The sequence below is a fragment of the Peptoniphilus sp. genome, assembly GCF_022767005.1.
GTDB lineage: Bacteria > Bacillota > Clostridia > Tissierellales > Peptoniphilaceae > Peptoniphilus_A.
The window spans coordinates 1-18,077 of record NZ_JALEOV010000037.1; the positions used below are offsets into that span (position 1 = coordinate 1).

At 30.8% G+C, this 18,077-nt stretch carries 19 protein-coding genes; 2 read left to right on the top strand and 17 right to left on the bottom strand.

Annotated elements, in window-relative coordinates; genetic code table 11:
• Positions 1–21 precede the first annotated feature (21 nt).
• From MR285_RS02940 to MR285_RS02975, 8 genes are read right to left on the bottom strand one after another with little or no spacing between them, the layout of a single operon-like run.
• Positions 22–525 (bottom strand): hotdog domain-containing protein, encoded by a 504-nt coding sequence (locus tag MR285_RS02940; RefSeq protein WP_293557858.1) that lies wholly within the window; start codon positions 523–525, stop codon positions 22–24.
• Complete coding sequence (locus MR285_RS02945; protein ID WP_293557860.1) at positions 506–1,429, bottom strand: pseudouridine-5'-phosphate glycosidase; 924 nt, start codon at positions 1,427–1,429, stop codon at positions 506–508. Before MR285_RS02945 ends, MR285_RS02940 begins: the two co-directional genes overlap by 20 nt.
• Positions 1,422–2,498, bottom strand: coding sequence for a carbohydrate kinase (locus MR285_RS02950; RefSeq protein ID WP_293557862.1), 1,077 nt, complete (start codon positions 2,496–2,498; stop codon positions 1,422–1,424). Before MR285_RS02950 ends, MR285_RS02945 begins: the two co-directional genes overlap by 8 nt.
• A 51-nt stretch (positions 2,499–2,549) precedes the next feature.
• A complete protein-coding gene (locus tag MR285_RS02955; protein WP_293557864.1) occupies positions 2,550–3,152 on the bottom strand; it encodes a thymidine kinase in 603 nt (200 codons plus the stop codon).
• Positions 3,153–3,155: 3 nt separating this feature from the next.
• Positions 3,156–3,761 (bottom strand): peptidylprolyl isomerase, encoded by a 606-nt coding sequence (locus MR285_RS02960; RefSeq protein ID WP_293557866.1) that lies wholly within the window; start codon positions 3,759–3,761, stop codon positions 3,156–3,158.
• Between the two features lie 11 nt (positions 3,762–3,772).
• Positions 3,773–5,137, bottom strand: coding sequence for an MATE family efflux transporter (locus MR285_RS02965; protein WP_293557867.1), 1,365 nt, complete (start codon positions 5,135–5,137; stop codon positions 3,773–3,775).
• 3 nt (positions 5,138–5,140) lie between these two features.
• Entirely contained in the window at positions 5,141–5,896 is a 756-nt protein-coding gene (map, locus tag MR285_RS02970; protein ID WP_293557869.1) for a type I methionyl aminopeptidase, read from the bottom strand.
• On the bottom strand, positions 5,893–6,789 hold the full coding sequence (locus MR285_RS02975; protein ID WP_293557871.1) for a tetratricopeptide repeat protein: 897 nt from the start codon (positions 6,787–6,789) through the stop codon (positions 5,893–5,895). The genes map and MR285_RS02975 overlap by 4 nt, the downstream gene beginning before the upstream one ends.
• Before the next feature lie 97 nt (positions 6,790–6,886).
• Between MR285_RS02975 and MR285_RS02980 the strand changes: the two genes are divergently transcribed.
• Together MR285_RS02980 and MR285_RS02985 are read left to right on the top strand one after the other, a co-directional pair.
• Positions 6,887–7,852 carry a TIGR01212 family radical SAM protein gene (locus tag MR285_RS02980; RefSeq protein ID WP_293557873.1) on the top strand — a complete coding sequence of 322 codons (966 nt, stop codon included), beginning with the start codon at positions 6,887–6,889 and terminating at the stop codon, positions 7,850–7,852.
• Between the two features lie 62 nt (positions 7,853–7,914).
• Positions 7,915–9,153 (top strand): carboxylate--amine ligase, encoded by a 1,239-nt coding sequence (locus MR285_RS02985; RefSeq protein ID WP_293557875.1) that lies wholly within the window; start codon positions 7,915–7,917, stop codon positions 9,151–9,153.
• A 70-nt stretch (positions 9,154–9,223) separates the two neighbouring features.
• On the opposite strand, the gene MR285_RS02990 is transcribed toward MR285_RS02985, so the two are convergent.
• The 9 genes from MR285_RS02990 to fmt form a co-directional block, all read right to left on the bottom strand.
• Positions 9,224–9,859 carry a thiamine diphosphokinase gene (locus MR285_RS02990; protein WP_293557877.1) on the bottom strand — a complete coding sequence of 212 codons (636 nt, stop codon included), beginning with the start codon at positions 9,857–9,859 and terminating at the stop codon, positions 9,224–9,226.
• Positions 9,856–10,500, bottom strand: coding sequence for a ribulose-phosphate 3-epimerase (gene rpe, locus MR285_RS02995; RefSeq protein ID WP_293557879.1), 645 nt, complete (start codon positions 10,498–10,500; stop codon positions 9,856–9,858). Before rpe ends, MR285_RS02990 begins: the two co-directional genes overlap by 4 nt.
• Positions 10,500–11,351, bottom strand: a complete 852-nt coding sequence (gene rsgA, locus MR285_RS03000) for a ribosome small subunit-dependent GTPase A (RefSeq protein ID WP_293557881.1) — start codon at positions 11,349–11,351, stop codon at positions 10,500–10,502. The genes rpe and rsgA overlap by 1 nt, the downstream gene beginning before the upstream one ends.
• Positions 11,351–13,327, bottom strand: coding sequence for a Stk1 family PASTA domain-containing Ser/Thr kinase (gene pknB / locus MR285_RS03005; RefSeq protein WP_293557883.1), 1,977 nt, complete (start codon positions 13,325–13,327; stop codon positions 11,351–11,353). Before pknB ends, rsgA begins: the two co-directional genes overlap by 1 nt.
• Positions 13,328–13,334: 7 nt before the next feature.
• On the bottom strand, positions 13,335–14,051 hold the full coding sequence (locus MR285_RS03010; RefSeq protein WP_293557885.1) for a Stp1/IreP family PP2C-type Ser/Thr phosphatase: 717 nt from the start codon (positions 14,049–14,051) through the stop codon (positions 13,335–13,337).
• Positions 14,052–15,071: a 23S rRNA (adenine(2503)-C(2))-methyltransferase RlmN gene (rlmN, locus tag MR285_RS03015; protein WP_293557887.1), complete on the bottom strand. Its 1,020-nt coding sequence runs from the start codon at positions 15,069–15,071 to the stop codon at positions 14,052–14,054.
• A 91-nt stretch (positions 15,072–15,162) separates the two neighbouring features.
• On the bottom strand, positions 15,163–16,461 hold the full coding sequence (gene rsmB, locus MR285_RS03020) for a 16S rRNA (cytosine(967)-C(5))-methyltransferase RsmB (RefSeq protein ID WP_293557889.1): 1,299 nt from the start codon (positions 16,459–16,461) through the stop codon (positions 15,163–15,165).
• Positions 16,461–17,153 (bottom strand): zinc metallopeptidase, encoded by a 693-nt coding sequence (locus tag MR285_RS03025; RefSeq protein WP_293557891.1) that lies wholly within the window; start codon positions 17,151–17,153, stop codon positions 16,461–16,463. The genes rsmB and MR285_RS03025 overlap by 1 nt, the downstream gene beginning before the upstream one ends.
• Entirely contained in the window at positions 17,150–18,076 is a 927-nt protein-coding gene (gene fmt, locus MR285_RS03030; protein ID WP_293557893.1) for a methionyl-tRNA formyltransferase, read from the bottom strand. Before fmt ends, MR285_RS03025 begins: the two co-directional genes overlap by 4 nt.
• Between the last annotated feature and the right edge of the window lies 1 nt (position 18,077).

Consider the following 18,077-nt stretch of genomic DNA (forward strand, 5'->3'; position numbering starts at 1 on the left):
GGTGCAATTTTTATACATAATCTATTTTAGAAATTCTTTTATCTGAGCATTATTTCTCTGTCTAATCTTATTTATTTCTCTTCGGTTTTCATATCCCTCGATGATATTTTTCTCTTCTAAAGTTTCTCCAATTATAGCAGGAATTTTTCCTAAATCTGTTCCCTTGCATTTAAAGGTCAAAAAACAAAAAGCTGCAAGTTCTGTTTCGCCTGTCATTGGTTTTTCCTTTATAAATTTTGTAAAAACTTCAACAGATGAATTTCCCACTCCAGATATAAATGTAGTTGCAGTTAAAAAATCTCCTAGATTAATTGGCTTTAAAAATGTAAAGCTGTCACAAGAAATTGTAGCAACTTTTCCCCTAGTATGCCTTATAGCACAAGTTCCAGAGCTGTGATCAGCAATTTCAAAGAGCCTTGCCCCATACATTGTGCCACCAGTGTTTAAATCTGTTGGCATTACTCCATAGGTGAAAACGACCTTTGATTCAGAAACTTTCTTTGAATTAATAGAGGTATTTTGCAACTTCAGCACCTAATCTTGCATTATTTTTTACAAGAGCAATATTAGCTTCAAGTGATTTTCCTTCCGTTACTTCAAGAACTTTTGATAGTAAAAATGGAGTTGTTTCTTTTCCGTGGATTCCCTTTTCTTCAGCTTCTAAAAGAGCTTTCTCTATTGCAGAATTAATTTTATCTTCATCCATTGAATCTGCTTCAGGAATTGGATTTGTTAGAAGAATTCCACCTTGTAATCCTAAATTCCATTGAGTATTAGCTGCATCTGCTGCCTCTTTAGGATTTTTAATATTATAATCAACTTTAAATTCGCTCTTTCTTGTAAAGAAAGCTGGCATATAGTCTGTTTGATAGCCAAATACTGGTACTCCCTTAGTTTCAAGATATTCAAGAGTAAGTCCAATATCGAGAATTGATTTGCATCCTGCACAAACTATCATAATATCATTTGATGCAAGTTCATCAAGGTCTCTTGATATGTCAAAAGTAGTTTCAGCATGTCTGTGAACGCCACCAAGTCCTCCAGTTACAAAAATCTTAATTCCAGCAAGTCTTGATGCAATAATTGTTGATGCAACTGTTGTAGCACCATTTAATCCACGAGAAACAATATATGCAAAATCTCTTCTTGATGTTTTTATAATGTCCTTTGATGTTGCCATAAATTCTAATTCTTCGTCATTTAAACCAATTTTAATTTTTCCGCCTATAATTGCAGTTGTTGCAGGTACAGCTCCATTTTCTCTTATGATTTTCTCACAAGCTTTTGCTGTTTCAATATTTTGTGGATAGGGCATTCCATGAGAAATAATTGTTGATTCAAGGGCAACTATTGGTTTCCCATTTTCCATTGCATTTTTAACTTCATCATTATATTCAACATATTTTTTTAGCATTTCATTATTAATCATAAATTTCTCCTTTTAAATTATTTTCATTCATATCCTTTGAACATGAATTAGCACTTTTTAAAGCAATTTTTGCAGCAGCTTCTGCCGCTTTCATTCTCTTATCTATATCAAAATCATTGTATAGTCCATAGGCATATCCTGCCATAAAAGCATCCCCTGCTCCACTTGCATTTACAACTTTTACTGGATCAGGCTTTCTAACCATTTTAAAATCTTTTTCAAAGTAAAAAGCTCCCCTACTTCCAGCTGTTATTACAACACTTTTTAGACCCTTGGCTATTAAATCTTCTCCAAGGCTATCAATATTATCTGTATCTAAGCCCGAAAGAGCCTTTGCCTCGTAATTATTTACTTTTAAGAAATCAATTTTATCCAATAAATTCTTAATTTTTATAACTTTTTTTGTGGAAACTCCGTCAATTAAAAATTTACCCCTTATGTTTTTTAGGATATAATCCAAAGTTTCTTCTTCTAAATTTGTATCAATAATTGTAAATTCAGCATTTTCAATAATTTTTTTGTTCTTATCAATATAATCTTTATCTATATTTTTTAAAAGATCCATGTCGGCAATTGCTACATACATATCCTTCTCTTCATCTAAAATTGCTAGATAATGAGGAGTAATTCCCTCAGATATTAAAATTTTGGAACTGTCAACATTTATGAGATTTAGCTCGTCTATAATATTTTTGGCTGCATCATCCTTTCCTAAAACTGAAAGAAAAGTTGTATTTATACCAAGCCTTGCTAAATTTTCACAAATATTTCTTCCAACGCCTCCACTTGAATATTTAATCTTTCCTGGATTTGAATCTCTTACTTTTAAACTATCAAAAGAATAACCAGTAATATCCATATTGCATCCGCCTAGAACTGCAACATAGGAATCTTCTCTAAGTATATATCCCCTACCTAAAATATATCCCGAAGTCATCAAATTATTAATATGAGTAGATACACCCGACCTTGTAATATTTAATTCATCGGCAATTTCTTGTTGTGAAATACCAGGATTTTTTTTCAAAAGATTTATAATTTCTTTTTCTCTTGGAGTCAAAAAAAACACCTCTAATCATTTACTTAAATTTTAATCAAATGATTAGAGGTTGTCAATACTTTATAAAAACTTTTCTTGATTTTCTTTTAATTTATCTTCAGCAACTGCTTCCTTATAGCATCTTCTGCAAAGTGGTTCATATTCTTCTATTGCTCCAAGCTCAACCCTCTTGTCGCTTTTTATCTTTCTATGAGAAACCCAAGCATCTGTGCCACATCTTTTGCAAACTGCGTGATGTTTATTCAAATAATCTGTCTTTGGCATAATTTCTTTTACAATTTCAAAGGGTTCAGCCATATAATCCATATCAAGACCCGCCATTACAATTGTAATCCCCATATCTAACATTTTTTCTAAATTTTCTAATACAACTGCTGGATCATCTTTTAAAAACTGAACCTCATCTATTCCAATTACTTGTGGAGAATTTTTCTCTGCATAATCTAAGATTTCTTTTATGGAATCAATTTCAATAGCTTTTAGAGAAATTTTATCATGAGTAACAATTTCTTCTCTTGAATATCTTTTGTCAAGCATTGGTTTGAAAGCAATCACCTTATAATTTGCAATGGAAAATCTCTTTAAGTCCCTTTCAAGTGAGCTAGTCTTCCCAGAAAACATTGAACCAGTGTGTAAAATCATTCTTCCTCTGTATTGATGCATAATTTATCCTTGGTAATCTGTAACTATTGCTTCTTCAATTACAATGTCAAAGACAGGCTTATCCATAAAGCCAACTTTTGATTTTGCAATATCGTCAACTACATCCATTCCTTCAAAAACTTGTCCGAAAACAGTATGCTTGCCATCGAGCCAAAAAGCTCCACCAACCTTTTCATAAGCTTCAATAATTTCTTCAGGGTATCCATTTTCAGCTCCTGCATCCTTCATTTGACTTAAAACGTCATTGGAAAGTTTATCTCCTTGCACGATGAAAAATTGTGAACCATTAGTATTTGGACCAGCATTTGCCATGGAAAGTGCTCCTCTAAAGTTTCTAAAGTTTATATCAAATTCATCTTTAAAAGGTTTTTTCCACTTACTTTCGCCACCTCTACCAGTTCCACTGGGATCTCCACCTTGAATCATAAAGTTTTCAATAACCCTGTGGAAAATTATCCCATCATAGTATTTGTCTTCTATTAATGAAATAAAATTTTCAACTGCAAGGGGCGCTGCTTCTTTGAATAATCTAATTTTTATATCGCCCTTATTTGTCTTTAGTACCGCAATTTTTTCTCCAATTGCAGGTTTTTCAAATTGTTTTAACATTGTGTCTCCTTTCAAATGTATGTCTTCATATTAATTCTAAAGCCATCTGTCTTCTTACGCAAATAAAAATAAATTAAAGTTAAAAATATTCCCTTTAAAACAGATGACAAGCTCATAGCTATCCAAATACCATTAATTGCAAGAATTGGCATTAAAATTAGTGCCAAAGGTATTCTACTAATATTTAATATCATTGCATTAATTGCAGGGTATTTTGTAAGCCCTAAGCCATTTAACATTCCAGTAGTTCCTATTTCCAATGCCATAAAATATTGTGACAGGGACATAATTTTTAGATAATCAATTCCCTTGACAATCGCCATTGGATCCCTTGGTATAAATAGTGTAAATAAATTCCTAGCAAAGAAAAACAACAAAAGTGAAGTAAAAATCCCAATCATATTTACTATTTTCATCGCCTCTCTTCTTCCATTATGAAGCCTATCATAATTTTTTGCACCAAAATTTTGACCAAAAAAGGCTGAAAATGCTACCGAAAATCCATCGGCAGTCATCCAAGAGATTGATTCAATTTGTGAACCAATGGAATAAACTGCAATGTATAATGCTCCAAAACTTGCAATGTATTTATTTAAAATCATACCTACCATTGCGTGAATCATGGATTGAAGTGAGGCGGGAAATCCTAAATTTAATATGGACTTAAAATAATTTTTATTGGGCATTTTAAAGTAATTAGTTCGCACAAATATTTCCCGTGATTTTAATCCAACACATAAATATAAAAGCGTGGAAATCATTTGTGCAAATACAGTTGCCGCTGCCGCACCTTTAATTCCAAGTTTGGGAAAAATAGAAATTCCAAAAATTAAAAAAGGATCAAGTATTAAATTTATAATTAGCGAAATTATTGAAATTTTAAAAGGAGTTATTGAATTCCCCTTTGCAAAAAATGCAGCCGATAAAACTGGATTTAAAAAAGTAAAAATTAGTCCACTACTTATTATTATGAGATAGTCTATTGCCATCTCGTGCACATCTTTGTCTAGATTATAAAATCCAATAATTTTATTTCTCATAGAGATATAAAAAATTGTAAGACTAAGGCAAAAAATGAGATTTAAAACAAACCCAGAAACCCAAACATTCTTAGAACCTTCGCTATCTCCTCTGCCATAGGACTGAGAAAGTCCAACAGAAATTCCCGTTTTAGCAATAAGGGTAATGGATTGTGCAATCCAAACTAAAAAGGAACAAGTTCCCACAGCAGCAACTGCTCCTGTGGAAAGTCTTCCAAGCCACATTAAATCAACTAAGGAATATGCCATTTGCACAAAGGCAGTACCCATTAAGGGTAAAGCCATTTTTAATAGTGCAGAAAAAATATTCCCCTTTAACAAATTTACTTCACTCATTTATCAACAGTCGCCTTGATCAGTAATTATTATTGGCCCGTCCTTTGTGATTGCAATTTGGTGTTCATATTGTGCAGAAAGAGAGCCGTCCTTAGTCCTTGCTGTCCAACCATTGTCATCTATTGTAAGTTCCTTTTTGCCCATATTAATCATTGGCTCAATTGTAAATACCATACCCTCTTGTAATCTTAATCCACGACCAGGCTTTCCATAGTGAAGAACTTGTGGATCTTCGTGCATTTCTTGACCAATTCCATGACCAACAAATTCTCTTACAACAGAGTAGCCATTTTCTTCTGCGTGTTTTTGAACTGCTGCAGCTATATCGCCAAGTCTATTACCAATTACAGCCTTTTCAATTCCCTTGTACATAGATTCACGAGTAACTTGTAGTAATTTTTTTGCCTTAGGAGAAACTTCTCCAACTTCGTAAGACCATGCTGAATCAGCTAGCCATCCGTCAACATTTACAACCATATCAACAGTAATTATGTCGCCATTTTTTAATTCATATTCTGATGGAAAACCGTGGCAAATTTCATCATTTACAGATGCACAAATTGAATAAGGATAGCCTTCATATCCCTTTTGTTCGGGATAAGCTCCTCTTTCCTTTAAATAATTTTCTACAAATCTGTCTATCTCAATAGTTTTTACACCTGGTTTTATAAAATCTCTAAGTTTGTGATGCACATCAGATAATACTTTTCCTGCAACTTGCATTTTTTTTATTTCGTCTTCTGTTTTAATAATAATCATTTTAACTCCTTTACAATTTCGCATAAATCAACATCGGTCTTTGCCCATGTATAGGCATCGCCATTTATTTTTATTGCTTTTATAATTTCTTCCTTTGCTCTTTTTTTATCTCCAAGTAAAGAGAAAGAGCAAGCTTTATTATAATGTAGGTTCACTGAATTTGGAAAATCCATTAATCCCCTATCTAAAATATTTATAGCAGATTTATAGTTTTTTTCTTCAATATATACTGCTGACATATTTAAAAACAAAAAAGGATCTTCAAATTTTCCAATAGCTTCATAATAATATTTTAAAGCCAATTTGTTGTCGCCCTTCTTTTTTGAGAGTACTCCCATATTGTATAGAGCTCTTCCATAATCTCCCTTTATCTCAAGAGATTTTTTCACAAATTTTTCTGCTAAATCATTTTTATTTTCTATTTCATAAATTGAGCCTAAATCATTATAAGTTACAAAGTCATACTCATCAATGGCAAGAACCTTTTTAAATTCCTCTATGGCAAGATTAGTCTTTCCAATTTTGTCATAGGCGTGAGCAAGATAATAGTGAGCTCTGTCATAATTATCGTCAAGTTCAATTGCCTTTTTATAATTTTTTATTGAATAATTTATATCTCCATTTATAAAGTCATTTGTTATTGCAAGTCCATAAAAGGCACCTGCCATTTCCTTTATACTCAAAATTTTTTCAAAATAAAATTTTGCCCTATCGTAATTTTCTTTCTTTAGATATAAATCAGCCAGTTCAAAATAAACAGAAATCCTCTCATCTGCATCTTTATCGTTAGTAAATTTAAGAGATTTAAGTAACAAATCTTCTGCCCTATTGATGTCGCCTTCTAATAAGAACTCTTCTGCTAAAATTAAATAATTTTTAAATTTTAAGTCCATAAAAACCTCAATTCTTATTATATTATATAGTATTTTTTCTAATTTCAAACCCATGGAAATAATTTTTAAAAAAATATATAATGAACTAGGTGATTAAATGAGAAGATTTTTATCTTTTAACGATTTTTTTCGCGAATATTTTTTTGGAAAGAGCGTAAAACTTTCTCTAGATGGTGGCTTTTCTTGTCCAAATAGAGACGGCACTTTATCAAATATTGGCTGTATATTTTGCTCTGACGAAGGAAGTGGAGAATTTGCTGCTTCAAAAAATTACTCTATACCAAGGCAAATTGAATCCCAAAAAATATTTTTAGAAAAAAAGTGGAAAGCAAAAAACTATATTGCTTACTTTCAAAATTTTACAAACACTTATGGCTCCTTAAATGATTTAAGAAAAATTTACGACCAAGTTGCAATTCGCGATGATATTTCTGCCATATCTATTGCAACGAGATGCGATTGTCTTGACAAAGAAAAGATAAAATATCTTGAGGAAATTTCTCATAAAAAAACACTTTGGCTTGAACTTGGAATGCAAAGTGTAAATGAAGATACTATTAAATTAATTAATCGAGGTTACTCTCATAAATTTTTTGATGACACCATAGGTAAACTTAAAGATGCAAATTTATTATTTTTAATTCACGCAATTTTTGGTCTTCCCTTTGAAGATGATATTGATTTTTTAAATACAATTGATTACATAAAAAATGTATCGCCCTTTGGAGTTAAATTTCACAATCTATATATTTTAAAGGACTCACCCATTTATGAGCTTTATAAAAATAAAAGTTTTAAAATATTAACTAAGGAAGAATATATTGATGTAATTATTTTTGCACTAAAAAATATTGACGAAAAAACTGTGGTCCATAGAATTACTGGTGATCCGCCAAAGTCTAAACTTTTTGAGCCAAAGTGGTGTGCTGACAAACTTTCAGTAATTTCAGAAATTGACAAAAGACTAAAGGAATCTGATAAAAAAATTGTAACAGAAGATGAGATTAAAAAAATTGTCTCTTATTGGAAAGATAAAGACAATGCTTTTATTGATAAAGGTTAAAAAATACTTTGCTCTAGTGTATAATGTAAGATAATATTAAATTTTAATTTAAAAGGAGAAATATGAAAAACATTTCTAAAGATATACTAAAAAAATTAAATGTAAAATTTATAATTCTTGGATCCGACGAAAATGCCTATGGAATTGCAAGAATATTAAATGACAATTATGATTTAATCTCAACTATATTTTGTCAAAAGGCACTTCCTGCCACAGATAATTCAAAAATTTTAGACAGAAAAATTATAAATAACTTTTCTAATGACGATGTTTTTGTAAATGAAATGGTAAAATTTGCAGAAGAAAATAAAGATGCAACTTTAATAACTATTCCTTGTGGAGATGAATATTCAAAACTTCTTTCAAATAATAAGGAAAAAATTAAAGATTACTATAAATTTAACACACCTTCCACAGAATTAAATGAAAGATTAGAAAATAAAATTGATTTCTACAATTCTTGTGAAGAATTAGGCATACCTTATCCAAAATTTGCAATTATAAATAATTCCAAGGAAATCGAAAAACTTGACTTACAATTTCCGCTAATACTTAAACCAAATGATTCTATTTCCTATGTAAAATTATCCTTCCCTAATAAATATAAAGTCTACACAATTTATAGCTACGACGAACTTAAATCCGTTGTAGAAACTATTTACGACGACAATCACTATATAGGCACAATGCTTGTACAAGAATATATCCCTGGACCTGCATCAAACCAAGCATCCTTTAATGTGTACTGCGACAAATTTGGCAAGGTGCGTATGATGGTATACGGACAAATTCTCCTTGCAGATCCACTTCCACTTAGAATTGGTAATAATGACGCAATTTACACAAAATATATGCCTGATCTTTTTAAATTTTATAAGGAAAAACTGGAATCTATCCACTACACTGGTTATTCAAATATAGATTTAAAATATGATCCAAGAGATAATACTTATAAAGCCTTTGAGATGAACTTGAGACTTCCGCAAAGTCATTACTTTATGGCTGCTGGTGGCGTTAATGTTTTGGATTTTTACATTAGAGACCTTTTAGATTTAGGCTTTGAAGAAGAAGTTTATTATCACAAAGAAACTTCAAAAATTTGGATGAACGCTCACCCTAAATTATTAAAAGAGTATACTGACAAAAAATATCACAAAATCATTGATGAACTTTTAAAAAATGGCTACGAATTTACAATTAACAATAAAAAAGACTTTAGCATTAGTAGAAAAATAACTTATTTAAAGAGAAAATACGGTTCAATAAAACATTACAAGATGTACTATAAATTGGAAAAATAAAATTTTTAACATTAAAAAACCAGTTGCACAACTGGTTTTCTTCATTCTTATTTCAAATTAATAATTAAAATTAGTCTTTAGACTGAATTATAAAAGCAGCACCATAGTTTATTTTTATAATTGCCTTATCAGCTAACATTTCATTGCTGACAGCTCTACTTGGATTTTCAGAATTAACTTCTAAATTCTCTACCTCATAATAAAGTCCCTTAGTTGTAAAATTCATTTTATCACTGGCACTTATTAGTGAAAAATATTTTTTATCAGATTTATAAAATTCATATTCTCCTTCTTCAACATAGGTAATTTCGTTATAATTATCAATGATTTTTGCAGAAGTTCCACGCCTATATGCCTTTTTAAGATAAAATAAATTTGCAAGCTCGTGGTCAAGTCTAGTTCCCAATGCTCCCAATATTATTAGGTCATCATAACCTTCATCAATAAGATAATCTACACAAAGTGCTGTGTCTGTAAAATCCTTTTTTGTAGGAAATTTTTTTAGCTTTATACTGTGTTTTTTTACATAATCTAAAGACTCTTCATCAATTGAATCTAAATCTCCAAGAAGAAGATCTGCCTCAAGTTCATACTTTTTTAAAAGTTTTGCGCCTCCGTCGGCGACTAAAATAAATCTGTCGCTATATTTTTCTATTAATTTTTTTGAAACCTGTCTTCCTCCTGAAATTAAAAGTGCTCTTTTCATAATAATTCCTTAAAAGCTTTTATATTTTCGCGAGTTTTATCCTTTTCAAAAATTGCAGAACCAGCAACTAAAATATCTGCTCCTGCATTGAGGACTTTTTTTGCATTATCTAGTTTAATTCCACCGTCTACTTCAATTAATGTTTTTAGATTTCTTTTCTCAATTAATTGTTTTACTTCTTTAATTTTTCTTAGGGCAGATGGAATAAATTTTTGTCCCCCAAATCCAGGGTTTACACTCATAATTAAAACTAAATCTAATTTTTCTAAGTTGTAGTTTAAAACATCAAGACTATCTCCGGGATTTAATGCAAGTCCTGCCTTTTTCCCGTAACCTTTAATTAGAGAAAGAGTTCTATCAATATGTTTTGTTGCCATAGGATGAATTGTAATAATATCAGATCCTGCTTTTACAAATTCTTCAATAAAATTTTCTGGCCTTTCAATCATTAAATGCGTATCAAAGGGTATTTCAGTGAGAGGTCTAAGGCTTTTTACAATTCCTGGACCATAAGAAATATTTGGTACATAATTTCCATCCATAATATCTAAATGAATAAAATCAACTTTTTCTTCATTCATAATTTTAAACTCTTTTTCTAAATTTGTAAAATCTGCTGAAAGTAATGAAGGTGATATCATTAGTATTCTCCTTTTTCTTTTAATTCATTGTAAATATATAAATAATTTTCATATCTTGACTTTTCTATTTCGCCCTTATCAACTGCATCTTTAACGGCACATTTTGGCTCTTTAATATGATTGCAGTTGTTAAATTTACAGCTAGTAAAATTTTTAAATTCTCGAAAATAATTTTTTAAATCATCTTCGCTAATTTTTAAACTTAATGAAGAAAATCCAGGAGTATCAAAAATATAAATATCTTCATTATAAAGTATTTCTGTGTGTCTAGTAGTGTGTTTTCCTCTCTTAGTTTTTTCAGAAACTTTTCCAATTTCCACATCTTTATCCAAAATTCTTGAAGTAATAGTAGATTTACCAGCGCCGCTTACGCCGCAAAGGGCAACAGTCTTTCCGCGAAGATATTCTCTTAATGATTTAATACTGTCATCCTTGTCAGAAATCATAAAAGTATCAAATCCGGAATTTTTATAAATTTTCGCAAGTTCTTTTGCACTTTCCTCATCTAAGTCTGATTTATTTACTACAATGGCAACATCAATTCCTTCGTATTCAGCTTGTATTATGGTTTTATCTATTATTACAAGATTATACTTTGGATCCATTACAGGTATAACAATTAATGCTAAATCAACATTGCTAACCTTTGGTCTTGTGAGCATATTTTTTCTGGGATATACTTTTTCAATATATCCCAGAGTTTTTTCTTCTTGTTTAAATTCTACATCATCGCCAACAATGGGTTCTACTTTAGAATGCCTAAAATTTCCTCTAGCTCTAGTTTCAAAAATTTTATCACCAGATTTTATATAGTAGAAACCTCCTGTTAGCTTAATAATTTTCCCAATCATTATTTTATTTTCTCAGTCTTCACTAGATTTCCATCGACGTATATATTGTATTCGCCTGGACCAATTAACTCTACATTACTAACTTGTCCACTGTCAACATTGTAATTCCAAACAGAAGTTGCCCCAATTTTATTTCCGTTGCCATCTTTTACTCTGTCAGCTGAAACATTGTGAGTAGCACCATCATCTGGAACCTTTACCTTTACATGATTTACTTTATTGAAACTATCTTCATTTTGATTGTTTTCATTGTCGTCATCATTTTCTTCTTCGTCAACTTTTGCTCCCTTTGAGATATAAATAGTAACAGTTGAACCCTTTTCCACACTTGTATTTGGCTTTGGATCCATGTCATAAACTTGTCCTTCGCCAACACTGTTGCTATTTCCATTTTCAATTACAACAGTAAATCCTAAGCTCTTTAATTGACTTACAACAACATCTTGATCCATTCCCTTGTAGTCACTTAATACGACTGGAGTCTTGTCAACACCTTTAGATATTATAACTTTTACAGCAGTTCCTCTCTTAACAGAATAACCACCATCTGGATTTGAATAAATTACTTTGCCTTCTTCAACATCTTCATTAAATTCTTCTTCAACAGAACCAAGTTTTAGAGAGTTTTCCTCTAAAATTTTTTGAGCATCTTTTTTGCTTAATCCCTTTAGCGGTGGAACTGGAACAGAATCAGGAAGTTCATTAATTTCTAGTGTAACAGTTGAACCCTTATCGACGGAAGTTCCCTTTTCTGGCTTTTGACCAAGTACAACGCCATCAGGTTCATTCTCATTTTCTACGGTATTAACATCTAAGACCAAGCCTTGAGCTTCTATTAATTCCTTAGCCTCATCTCTTGTTTTACCAATATAATTTTCTACGGCAATTTTTTCGACTACATCCCCATTTTTCATGCCTTTCATAGCCTTTGGAACAACATAAATTAATAGAGCTATAATAACTATCGCGGAAAAAATTCCAAGTATGGCTGGAGCAGCCGATTTTTTCTTTTTGACAACTTTTTTTGGTTTTTGTCGCTCTATATCCATGTTACTAGAATGATTTCTTTTTTGTCTTCTATTAATTGTTGGAGTAACAACGGTTCTGTCATCTTCTTGATATTGCCTTTTAACAGAGAAAGTTTTTGCTCCAATAGTATAGTCCTTAATATCCTTAATTAAATCGAAGACATCTTTATATCTGTCGTTAGGATCCTTTTCAGTCATCTTAATGACAAGCGCATCCACAGATGGATTAATGCTCTTAATAAAATCAGATGGCTTTGGCATTTGTGACTGAACTTGCATAAGTGCAACTGACACAGGATTATCTGCATCAAAAGGAAGTCTTCCCGTAAGCATTTCAAAAAGAACAATACCTAAAGAATATATATCTGATCTATTGTCTACCTTTGCTCCTCTTGCTTGTTCTGGAGAAAAATAGTGGACTGAACCCATTACTGCATTAGTAGCTGTAACAGTTGTATTGTCAGCAACTCTTGCAATTCCAAAATCTGTAACTTTAATTCGATCATCACGAGTAACCATGATATTTTGTGATTTAATATCTCTATGGACAATATGTTTTGAGTGAGCAACCTTTAAAGCCTCTGCAATTTGAATACAGTAATTTAATGCCCTCTTTTCAGAAAGCCTACCTTCATCATTTATTAAATCTTTTAAAGTTTTACCATCAATATATTCCATTACAATGTAGTGAACTTCTTTGTCTTCAACTTTTTCAGTCCCTACATCGTAAATACTTACAATATTAGGGTGAGAAATACTTGCAGCTGCAAGGGATTCTCTCTTAAATTTTCTAATAAAATTATTGTCTTCGTTGTATTCTAATTTTAAAACCTTTATGGCAACAATTCTATCAAGCTTTCTGTCATGAGCTTTAAATACGTTTCCCATGCCGCCTGTTCCAATTTTTTCTAATATTTCATATCTATTTGCTAAAATTTTATTTATCATTGTGCACCTACTCATTAAATACTAAAATAAATGTAATATTATCCATGCCGCCATTTTTTAAAGCGAGATCCAAAAGTTTATCCTTTGCAACTTCCGGAGTATTTTCTTTTATTATTTTAAAAATTTCTTCATCAGGAATCATATTAGTAAGCCCATCTGAACAAAATAAAAATATGTCCCTTTCTTCAATTTTTAAAGTGTTTACAGAAACGTCTATATCAGCTGTCGTTCCAACAGCTTTTGTAAGCACATTTTTCTTGGGATGATTCTTTGCCTCTTCCTCAGTGATTTCTCCAATTTCCTTTAAGTAATTTACAAAGGAATCATCTCTTGTGATTTGCTCTATATCTTTATTTATCTTATATACTCTTGAATCGCCAACATTTGAATAAATTAAAGCATCTCCTAAAATGATACCGGCAGATACTGTTGTACCCATGCCTCTGTAATCTTCATTTTCTTCAGAGCTATTAAATATTTTTCTATTGGCATCCCTAATTGAAGAAGACAAAATTTCAATTGCATCTTCAAGACTATTAACTTCCTTTGCATTTTCAAAATCAGAAGCAATTATTTCTGTTGCCATCTTAGATGCTTTTTCACCAGCAAGATGACCACCCATTCCATCAGCCAATATATATAAATTTTTTGATTCATTTACAAAATAACTGTCTTCGTTATTTTTTCTGTAATTGCCTACATTTGTTGCTGATACAACTATCATTTATTTCACCTCAACTTTGCGCCTAAGTTGTCCACATGAAGCGCTGATGTCCCTTCCTAGTTCTCTTCTTATAGTCACATTAAATCCTCTTTTTTCAAGTTCATTTTTAAATTCATTTATTTCTATTTTGGAAGGTCTTTTTTCGTCAAATTCATCAATTGGATTTAATGGTATTAAATTAATATGGCATTTTAAATTTTTAGCAAAATTATAAAGCTCCTCAATATTTTTTTTACCATCATTTTGATTTTTAATCAAAGTGTATTCAAAAGTAATTCTATTATTTGTCTTATTGACATAATATTCCAAAGATTTTTTCAATTCCGCTAAATTAAATTTCCTGTTAATTGGCATAAGGGCTGACCTATCACAGTCATTTGTTTGATGAAGACTAATTGCAAGATTTATAGGCAAGTTATAGTCTGCTAATTCATAAATTTTATCTGCTACTCCACAAGTTGATATTGTAATATTCCTATAACTTGTGTTGTGTCCCTTTTCATTATGAAGAAGTTTTATAAATCTCATCACTTCTTGAAAATTATCAAGAGGTTCGCCACTTCCCATTAAAATAAAATTAGAAACTTTGATATTTAATCTATTTTCAATTTCATAGACCTCACTTAACATTTCTGCAGCCGTAAGGTTTCTCACAAGACCAGATTTTGTAGATGCACAAAAATCACAACCCATTCTACAACCAACTTGCGTTGAAATGCACTGAGAATAACCGTGCTTGTACTCCATGAGGACACCCTCTATTAAGTTTTCGTCTTTTAGTTTAAAGAGAAATTTTTTTGTCTCGTCTAATTTTGAATCGAAACTTTTATAAATTTTAACTTTATTTATCTCTTCATTTTTTATTATAGAAATTGCCTTAGCCGAAAGATTTGAATTTTCTATATCACATCTCTTTTTGTCGTGGAAAAAAGTAAAAAGTTGAGAGCCTCTAAAAGCCTTCTCACCATTTTTTTCAAAAAAATCGCGCAATTCATCTTCATACATAGAATTTAATTCCATTAAACCACCTATTCATCTACTCATTATACCATTAGAACCTGACAAATAAAAATGAAATTAAAAAAATTAACAAAATAAAAGGACTGTCTAGTCACAGTCCAATCTTTTCTAAAAGAGTTATAGAAAAACCGTCCGTTCCATCTACTGATGGAAATAATTTTAATACTTCTTTATCTCTTAAATTTTTTATTTTAAAATTTTTATTGTTTTTTAAAAATTTATTTACTACATCTTCATTTTCAATTCTTGAGAGGGAGCAAGTTGAATATAGAATTCTTCCCTTATCTTTTACATATTCTTTTGCTTTTTCTAAAATTTCTATCTGAATTTCTGAAAGTTCCCTTATGTCTTCTATGCTCTTATTCCATTTTATGTCTGGTTTTTTTCTATAAAGTCCTGTTCCCGAACAAGGTGCATCAACTAAGACATAATCAAATTTATTTATGAACATTTCCTTTAAAACTCTAGCATCATTAACCATTGTCTTAATGTTTTTTATTCCAAGTCTCTTGGCATTTTCTTCTATTAACTTTATTTTTCCCTTTGATTTATCACAAGCAATAATCTCGCCAGTGTTATTCATAATTTCTGCAAGATGAGTTGTCTTGCCACCCGGCGCAGCACATAAATCTAAAACTTTACTACCTTCCCTTGGATTTAAAAACGTTGAAACTAAAATTGATCCAAGGTCCTGCACATAAAAATGTCCTTTTTTGAAAAATTCTGTATCGATTATTCCCTTTGGATTTAAAATACTTAGAGCATTCTCATACATTGTCTCTTCTAATTCAAAACCAAGGTCCTTTAAATTTTTCATTAATTCCCTTTTATCAGTCCTTAGAGTATTTACTCTAATTGTAAAGGGTGGCTGTTCATTATTCGCCTTCAAGAGTTTTTTTGTAAAATCTTCCCCATAATTTTTATAGAAATATTCTGTATAAAACTTTTGATGAGAATAAAAAGTAGATAAATTTTCAATACTGTCTTCAATTTTAACTTGTGGAGCTTCCTTTTTTGAAATACTTCTTAAAATTCCATTTGTAAAAGAAATCGAACCTCTATTCCCATAAATTTTCGCAAGATTTACCGACTCATGGACAATTGAATAATCTGGAACTTTATCCAAAAAATACATTTGATAAATTGCCATCTCTAAAATACTTAAAATAACTTTATGAATTTTATTAATCTTTACTTTAGAATTTATTTTTACTACATAATCTAAATAAGATCTGTTCCTAATTACTCCAGTCGTTATTTCTTTTATAAAATTATAGTCCCTTTCATCCATATTTGATTTTTTTAGAATTTCTAGACTTTCTTCTAAAAATGCCCCCTTGTAGAGGACATCGTTAATTATTTGTAATGCTTTTTCCCTAGTGTTTTTCATTAATCTCTTCTTCCAAATATGCTAAGTAGTCTCAAAAATTGTCCTATTGCAACTATTGTCGATGCAACATAAGTAAGTGCTGCTGCATTTAAAACTTCCTTAGTCCCTGTCAAATCTTCTTCAGTTATAATTCCATTTGCAAGTTCTTTTTTTGCTCTATTTGATGCATTAAACTCCACAGGAAGCGTAACTATTTGAAATAAAACTGCAAAGAAAAATAGAGCGACGCCAAGTTTTGTAAAAAAAACTGAAAAGAAAAATCCGAGTATTATTAATAAGAAACTTACTTGAGTTCCCAAATTTGCAAGAGGAACTAGAGCACCTCTAATTTTTAATGGTGCATATTCAACTGAATCTTGAATTGCATGACCTACCTCGTGAGCGGCAATGGAAACTGATGCAATAGAATTTTTGTAGTAAACATCACGAGATAAATTTAGAGTCTTATCCCTTGGGTCATAGTGATCTGAAAGTTTTCCATCGACTAAATTTATGTTTACATAATTTAGTCCATTTCTGTCTAAAATTTCTCGCGCAACTTCTGCTCCACTTAGATTTGTGGAAGATCCAATTTTACTATATTTTTCATAAGCGGAACTTATTTTTGCCTGTGCGTAAAATGCTAAAATAAGTCCAGGTAAAATATAAACTAAATAGCTGTAATCATACATATAAAAATATGGAAACATCATTTTCCTCCAATCACATAATTTTCTTCAAATTTATTTCCTCTTAGAAAATCATCAATTCCCATGGCTTTTTTGCCAGGTGCCTGTATAACTTTTACTGAAATAGCTCCATCCTTTGTCTTGATAATTAATTTCTTATCTGAATTTAAAATCGTTCCTGGAACTTCAATGGCTGAATTTTCAATTTCTTCTGCATCAAAAATTTTATAAACCTTGTCGTCGTAATTAAATTTAGCACCATAGTGTGGACTAAGCCCTCTTACTTTATTTACAATATTTTTTGAATTGTCGTGAAAATCTAAAATTAGGTCATTTTTTAAAATTTTATTTGCATAAGTTTTTTTTGAATCATCTTGTTCAGTAAATTTGACTTTATTTTCTTCAACTTCATTAATAAACTCTTCTAAAAGATCTGCCCCCATTAATGAAAGTTTATCTTCTAATTCTCCAGCATTCATATTTTTAATTTCAATTTCTTTTACAGAGGAAACTGCGCCAGAGTCAAGTCCTTCCTCTACTTTCATAAGGCTGACTCCAGTTTTTTTATGTCCCTCAATAATTGCTCGATTAATTGGAGCAGCTCCTCTTAATTTTGGAAGAATTGATGCGTGAACATTTACAATATATTTTTTTGGGATATCAATTATTTCTCTAGATAATATTTGTCCATAGGCAACAACTACAATAATATCCGCATTAACTTCTCTTAGTTTATTTATAGAATCTTCTGAATTTACGTCAGCAGGTTGAAAAACTTCTAATCCTAAATTTTCAGCCTTAATCTTTACTGGAGTTTTTGTGAATTTTTTACCCCTTCCCTTTCTCTTATCTTCTTGAGAAACAACTAGAGCAACTTCACCAAGATTATTTAATCTATCTAAAATAGGAACTGAAAATTCTGGCGTTCCCATAAAAATAAATCTCATT